Origin of the sequence: Frankia gtarii (genome assembly GCF_025403375.1) — a bacterium.
GTDB classification, from domain to species: domain Bacteria; phylum Actinomycetota; class Actinomycetes; order Frankiales; family Frankiaceae; genus Frankia; species Frankia gtarii.
Window position 1 is genome coordinate 23,356 of record NZ_JAMPTM010000055.1, and the last position, 6,716, is coordinate 30,071.

General features: G+C 68.2%; 7 protein-coding genes. 2 read left to right on the forward strand and 5 right to left on the reverse strand.

Annotation, left to right across the window (positions count from 1 at the left end; translation table 11 throughout):
- Positions 1-4 precede the first annotated feature (4 nt).
- From rpmF to recG, 5 genes are all read right to left on the reverse strand, one after another.
- Positions 5-175: a 50S ribosomal protein L32 gene (gene rpmF / locus NBZ83_RS11020; protein WP_009742317.1), complete on the reverse strand. Its 171-nt coding sequence runs from the start codon at positions 173-175 to the stop codon at positions 5-7.
- Complete coding sequence (locus tag NBZ83_RS11025) at positions 175-786, reverse strand: YceD family protein (RefSeq protein ID WP_261567783.1); 612 nt, start codon at positions 784-786, stop codon at positions 175-177. The genes rpmF and NBZ83_RS11025 overlap by 1 nt, the downstream gene beginning before the upstream one ends.
- 329 nt (positions 787-1,115) lie before the next feature.
- Positions 1,116-1,604 (reverse strand): pantetheine-phosphate adenylyltransferase, encoded by a 489-nt coding sequence (gene coaD / locus NBZ83_RS11030; RefSeq protein WP_009742315.1) that lies wholly within the window; start codon positions 1,602-1,604, stop codon positions 1,116-1,118.
- A complete protein-coding gene (gene rsmD, locus NBZ83_RS11035) occupies positions 1,601-2,173 on the reverse strand; it encodes a 16S rRNA (guanine(966)-N(2))-methyltransferase RsmD (RefSeq protein ID WP_308203783.1) in 573 nt (190 codons plus the stop codon). The genes coaD and rsmD overlap by 4 nt, the downstream gene beginning before the upstream one ends.
- A complete protein-coding gene (gene recG / locus NBZ83_RS11040) occupies positions 2,170-4,347 on the reverse strand; it encodes an ATP-dependent DNA helicase RecG (protein WP_261574899.1) in 2,178 nt (725 codons plus the stop codon). Before recG ends, rsmD begins: the two co-directional genes overlap by 4 nt.
- A 220-nt stretch (positions 4,348-4,567) precedes the next feature.
- Here recG and rpmB point away from each other — a divergent pair, with 220 nt between their 5' ends.
- A complete protein-coding gene (gene rpmB, locus NBZ83_RS11045) occupies positions 4,568-4,756 on the forward strand; it encodes a 50S ribosomal protein L28 (RefSeq protein ID WP_055409184.1) in 189 nt (62 codons plus the stop codon).
- 828 nt (positions 4,757-5,584) lie between these two features.
- Complete coding sequence (locus NBZ83_RS11050) at positions 5,585-6,688, forward strand: D-alanine--D-alanine ligase family protein (RefSeq protein ID WP_261567779.1); 1,104 nt, start codon at positions 5,585-5,587, stop codon at positions 6,686-6,688.
- The last annotated feature ends 28 nt before the right edge of the window (positions 6,689-6,716 follow it).

Here is a 6,716-nt window from a genome sequence, read left to right on the forward strand (position 1 = left end):
CGGGTCAGACGTCAAGCACCTGACGATCGTTGTACCGGCCGCACGTCGTGCACACGGTGTGCGGCCGGATCACGTGCCCCCGGGAGCACTTCGCGAGGGTCGGCACCTTGGCCTTCCACTGCGAACGGCGGGACCGGGTGTTGCTGCGCGAGGTGCGCCGCTTCGGGACGGCCACTATTCCTTCTCCTTGCTCTCGTCAGGGTCGGACCGACCCTGATCAGTTCCCGTCGGAGCGCCTTCCGTCAGAACGGACAACGCAACCCACCGAGCGTCGAGACGGTCGTGGGAGTGATTCGGCCCGACCTCGTCGAGCCGCACACCACAGTCCACGCACAGTCCCGCGCAATCCGGCCGACAGGTGGGGGACAACGGCAGGTCCAGCACCAGGGCGTCCCGGACCACGGGCTCGAGGTCGGCATGATCTTCGATGAGAACCCTGGCGTCGTCGTCATCCGCCATGTCCACGGCTCGGTCAGCGTAGTAGAAAAGCTCCCTGACCTCGACGGTGCCAGTGTCGGACACCTCGGCCAGACAGCGCCCGCACTCGCCCAGCAGCGGGGCGACGATCGTGCCGCTGACCAGCACCCCCTCGATCACCGACTCTAGACGGAGATCCAACGTGGCGATGGCCCCCGCGGGGACCCACATCATCTCGGTCCCGAGATCGGCAGGAAGCGCCGCCTGGGTTTGGACACGGCGCATTGACCCCGGCCGCCGGCCGAGCTCACGGGTGTCAAGCACCAGGGGGCCCTTGGGCGTCCTACGGCGGGGGTGAGATCCAGTCATAGCGACAGTCGAATTCACGTCTAGGTTCGGCTCGGGTAAGTCCGTTGGTGGCGGACCTTACGTGGGGCGGGGCTGCTGCAGCGCCGGCTGACGATCGAGTACCTGGCCCCCGACGACCCATCAGGCCACCCGGAGGGCCGCCGGACGCATACCAGCCAGTCGGCGACTGCGCGACCAGCGTATCCGATCGAGTCACAGCACGACCTGCACGCTGCCGGCAACCGCCAGGAGCACCTGGCGGGCCGGCCATGGCCACCCATCCCGCCCACGTCGGGCAGACGGCAGGGCGAGCGACATCGGGCGCATCCTCGGCGCGAGTGGTTGCGCGACTACTCGACCGCACGCTCGCGGAGCTGCTTGAGGACCACGTCAGGAACCAGGTGCGAGACGTCCCCTCCGTAGCGAGCGACCTCCTTCACCAGACTTGAGGACAAAAACGCATACTGCGGGTTCGTGCTCATGAAAAGCGTCTCCACGCCAGCGAGCGAATTGTTCATCTGCGCCATCTGGAGTTCATAATCGAAGTCGCTGACCGCGCGCAGACCTTTGACGATGGACTGGATACCGCGCGCACGGCAAAAGTCGACCACCAACCCATGCGATGCGTCCACCACTACGTTTGATGGCGCCATCGGATGATTGCGCACCGCCTCACGAATGAGCTCCATACGCTCATCAATGGTGAACAGGGTGGCCTTGTTCTTGTTGATCGAAACGGCGACCACGACCTCGTCGAAGAGCTTGCTGGCTCTGACGACGATGTCAAGGTGGCCGTTGGTGATCGGATCAAATGAACCGGGACAGACTGCCCTCCTCATGATCGAATACCGTACCAGAGAACACCCTCTCCGTACCTCCGGTCACGCAAAGCACACAAGCCGTCCGGCCACGCAACCGGGCCCGACCGATGAGACCTTTCGACTACACAGACACCATCAGCGGCCAACCATGCACCGCTGTGGAGCCCTGTCAGCACTTCACGAAGCTCGATGTCACTCATCGCATACGGGGGATCGAGAAAAATCACCTCGTAGGGATCCCCGGAAGTGTTCTGCACCACACGCGAAACCGAGGCCTGCACGATCTCGGCTCCCACGAGCCCGAGGGCAGCCACGTTCCGCCGCAGTGCCCGGACCGCCGCCGAACCATGGTCGACCAGAAGCACGTGCGACGCTCCGCGAGACAACGCCTCCAAGCCCACTGCGCCCGACCCCGCGTACAGGTCCGCGACCCGGGCACCCGACAGATCGACGCACGTCGACAAGGTGTTGAACAAACCCTCACGGGCCCGATCCGACGTTGGCCGGGTGGATCGACCCGTGGGGACGACGAGTTGTCGGCCACCCACGGCCCCACCGATAATGCGCGTCATCGATGCGCCGATCATCCTTTCTCGAGAAAAGCCGCACTGGCATCATCGAGCGCCGCGTCAAGCAGGCGCCGCAAGGCGGGATGCCGTTCCAGTCCGGGATCGGCGTCGACCAGTCGAGTTGCCTCGACACGGGCCTCCCGAATCAGCTTCTCGTCCCGCAACAGCGCCAGCAACTTCAGGGATCGGCGTCCCCCGGACTGGGCCGCCCCCAGCACGTCCCCCTCGTGGCGCTGAGCCAGATCAAGTCGGGCAAGCTCCGCCCCGTCGTTGGTCGCGGCGACCGCTCCCAGTCTGTCCCAGGCTGGCGTCCCCTGGTCCGCCGCCGTGTGCAACAGGCACCACCCGGGTGCGGTGCCGCGCCCGACCCGTCCCCGCAGCTGGTGCAGCTGCGACACGCCGAACCGATCCGCATCAAGAACTACCATCACCGTCGCGTTCGGCACGTTCACGCCAACCTCGATGACCGTGGTCGCCACCAGCACATCGATCTGCCCCTGAGCGAAGCGGTTCATCGTGGCTTCCCGTTGCGCTGCTGGGAGGCGACCGTGCAGGGACTCCACCCGCAGGCCCGCGAGTTCACCATCCACCAGCTGCGGCAGCACGTCCGTCACCGTCGCCGCCGGACGTCCCGCCCGCCCCTCTGCCTCGTCGGCCACCGTGCCGGTCTCGTCATCCGCTCCGTCCCCGCCGATACGGGGGCACACCACGTAGGCCTGGCGACCGGTCGCGACCTCGTCACGGATTCGGCCCCACATCCGATCGGCCCACGAGCGCATCGCCGCAGGAACGACGAAAGTGGCGACCGGGGAACGGCCACTGGGCAACTCGGTGAGCTCGGATACCTCCAGATCCCCGAAGACAGTCATGGCCACGGTCCGCGGGATCGGGGTCGCCGTCATGACGAGCAGATGTGGCGGACGCCGACCCCGCGCCCGCAACGCGTCACGTTGTTCGACACCGAACCGGTGCTGCTCGTCGACGATGATCAGGCCGAGGTCCGCGAAGACGACTTCATCGTGCAGCAGGGCATGGGTCCCGACGATGAGGCCGGCTGAGCCTTCCGCGATGACCGCCAACGCCTCTCGCCGAGCGCGGGCCCCCATCGAGCCCGTGACCAGGGTCACCCGAGTCGCCCGTTCATCGGCACCGAGCTCGCCGTCGCACGCCAGGTCACCCAGCATCTCCCGCAGGCTCCGGCAATGCTGGGCGGCGAGCGTCTCAGTCGGTGCGAGGAGCACGGCCTGGCCGCCAGCATCGACCACGATGAGCATCGCCCGCAGCGCCACCACCGTCTTGCCCGATCCGACCTCGCCCTGCAGGAGGCGGTGCATCGGCACCGGACGCCCGATCTCGCCCGCGATGGTGGCGCCCACCTCACGCTGGCCCGCCGTGAGGGGGAAGGGCAGCGCAGCGTCGAACGCAGCCAGCAGGCCGTCCGGCCTGGCGTTGCGGGCGGTCGTTGCCAGCGCTTCCACCTCGCGGCGGCGGCGCGCCAGCGCCACCTGAAGGACCAGAGCCTCGTCCCAGGTGAGGCGCCTGCGCCCCGACGCAACCTGGCCACGGTCGGTGGGTTGATGCACCAACCGGTAGGCCTCGGCGAGCGTGGACAGGCGATGCCGTCGGCGCAGGTCCTCCGGCAGGGGGTCCTCCAGGGGACCGAGAGAATCCAGGACCAGGCTGACGCATCTGGCCAAGGTCCAGCTCGGCACCTTGGCGGCGGCAGGGTAGATCGGCACCAGCGCGTTTGCGAACAGCGGGCCGGTGGCGTCGCTGTCCCCCTCCGACTCCAGCAGCTGAACCTCGGGGTTGGTCAGTTGCCGGCGCCCGCGGTACTCGTCGACCTTCCCGGCGAACAGCGCTGTCGTCCCGGGACGGAGATCGCGTTCCCGCCAGCTCTGGTTGAAGAAGGTCAGTGCCAGCGGATGGGTGCCGTCTGTAACCGTCACTAGCAGCATGGACCGACGGCTGCCTCGCATCGGTCGGCGTTCGGCCTTCTCCACCCTGGCCTGGACCGTGACCGTGTCACCGGCGACCAGGTCGGCGAGATCTGTCAGTTCGCCCCGCTCGTGATACCGGCGGGGCAGGTGCGCCAGGAGGTCACCGACCACCTGCAGCTCAAGACCCTCCGCCAACAGGGTGGCGGTCCGCTGACCGAGCAGTGACTTCAGGGACGTGTCGAGGTCGACCACACCCCAGATACTGCACCGGACCACCGACGGCGCCGAGCCCGATCTCCTCGCGCCCCATGCCCAGGACCACAACGCCTGGGGTAATCTCAAGCTGGTCTCTGCTGCGCGAGTTCTCCCGACCAGGCCATCAGGCTCACGGGATGAGTACGATCGCGGTCCTGACCGCCCGACGTCCCGGGCATGGCACCGGGACCATTACTACTTCGACGGAGTGTTTTTCGTGTCTTCGGTGTGCGACGTCTGCGGCAAGGGACCGGGCTTCGGTATGTCGGTCTCCCACTCCCACCGACGTACCCGCCGTCGCTGGAATCCGAACATCCAGACGGTCCGTGCCGTAGTGGGTGGCACCCGTCGGCGGCTGAACGTCTGCACCTCCTGCATCAAGGCGGGCAAGGTCGCCCGCGCCTGACCGGCTCTACACCTGTTCGTCGAGGTAGGGCCCGGGCTCGGTGATGTACTGATACCCGATCTGGCTTGTCCAGACGTGGTGGCCGGGCACGGGCTGGCTCGGCGTCCAGGTGCCGGCGTGCTTCAACCGGCGGTGATGTCGACACGGCGGATCCATGTTGTCGACCCGGGTCTCCCCACCGTCCGTGTGCGGCTTCGTATGGTCCAGGTCGCAGTCTCGCGCTGGCCTGGAGCATCCAGGTAAGACGCAGTTTCTGTCCCGCGCGCGGACGAATCGGGCCATCGCCGGCGCCGGTCGGCCCCGTCCGGATCGACGGCGAGAACCGATCTGGTCACGGCGGCCCGGAACCCGGGGCAGCTCGCCCGTGCTCCGCGCGCCAGCAGCCGGGCGAACCTCGCCCGGACCCGCAGCCGCCCTACCTCGAGCCTGGCCGGTTCCCGGGCGATCCGGCCATCCAGCCGGAGACACTCGTCATCGCTCAGGTCATCCACTGGCCGCCCGAACACACTCACCGGCCCGGTCACCGGGCCCGCCGAGCCCGCGTCCGCCGACGCGGATGGGATCGCGGGCTCGCCCTGGGTGGACGGAGCTGCGCCGGCTTGGAGGGTCTCGTCGACCCTCGAGATTGAATCGAACATACATTCGATTATGCATCACCGCCCCGACAACCACCGCCCCGACGCCTGCCATCGGCGGCTGTCACAGGCCGGCGACCACCGGTCATCGGCGTGCCCGGTGTCAGCCCAGTCGACCCGGTTCGGCGACAGCGCCAGTCGCCGTCGCCGGGTGCGGCCGCGGACCTCGGCGGCGATCCGTTACTGTCCCCGCATGGCAGGCATCAGGCGTCGGATTCGACTCGCCCTCCTGTTCGGTGGCCGCAGCACGGAGCACGCGATCTCCTGCGTGTCTGCCGGCGGCGTGCTGCGCGCGCTCGACCCGGACGTCTACGACGTCGTCCTGGTCGGCATCGACCCGTCAGGGCGCTGGGTCGTCCTGCCTGGAGCGGATGCCCTCGCGCCGGCGGATGGGGAACTCCCCTCGGTCGCGGCGGCCCGGGGGACGGGTGTCGTGCTCGCCCCGGACCCGACCATGTCACGTCTACTCCCCCACGATGCGGCGGAGGCCATCCGCGGCCCGCTCGGGGACCTCGATGTGGTCTTCCCGCTCCTGCATGGCCCCTTCGGGGAGGACGGGACCGTGCAGGGCCTCCTTGAGATGGCGGGGTTGCCCTACGTCGGCTCGGGCGTCTTCGCCAGCGCGGCCGCCATGGACAAGCAGCACATGAAATCCCTGCTGCGCGCCGCGGGTCTGCCCATCGGCCCATACGCCGTGCTGCGGGCCGGCCAGACCCTGTCCGAAGCCGACCAGGAACGCCTCGGCCTGCCGGTTTTCGTCAAGCCGGCCCGCGGTGGATCCAGCATTGGAATCAGCCGGGTCGATGCCTGGGCTGATCTGGACACGGCGGTCAAGACAGCCCGTGCGAACGACCCCAAGGTGCTGGTCGAGGCGGCGATCACGGGACATGAGATCGAGTGCGGGGTGCTCGGTCGGCTGGACGGGCCTGGCGCGCAAGCCAGCATCCCGGCTCAGATCACCGTCACCTCGTCAGCCGGCTTCTACGACTTCGAGGCGAAGTACGTCTCCGACCAGACGCGCTTCGACATCCCCGCGCGGCTGTCCCCGGTGGCGCTGGACCGCGTGCAGAAGGTGGCGGTGGCGGCGTTCGAAGCACTCGACTGCGCTGGGCTCGCGCGGGTTGACGTGTTCGTCACCCCGGAAGATCAGGTCGTCGTCAACGAGGTCAACACGATGCCAGGATTCACCCCGACGTCGATGTTCCCCCGAATGTGGGAGGCGAGCGGGATCACCTATCCGCAGCTCGTCGACCGGCTCGTGCAGCTCGCCCTGCGTGACGGCGCCGGGCTGCGCTGACCACGGGCCGCCAACCCCACCGCCAACC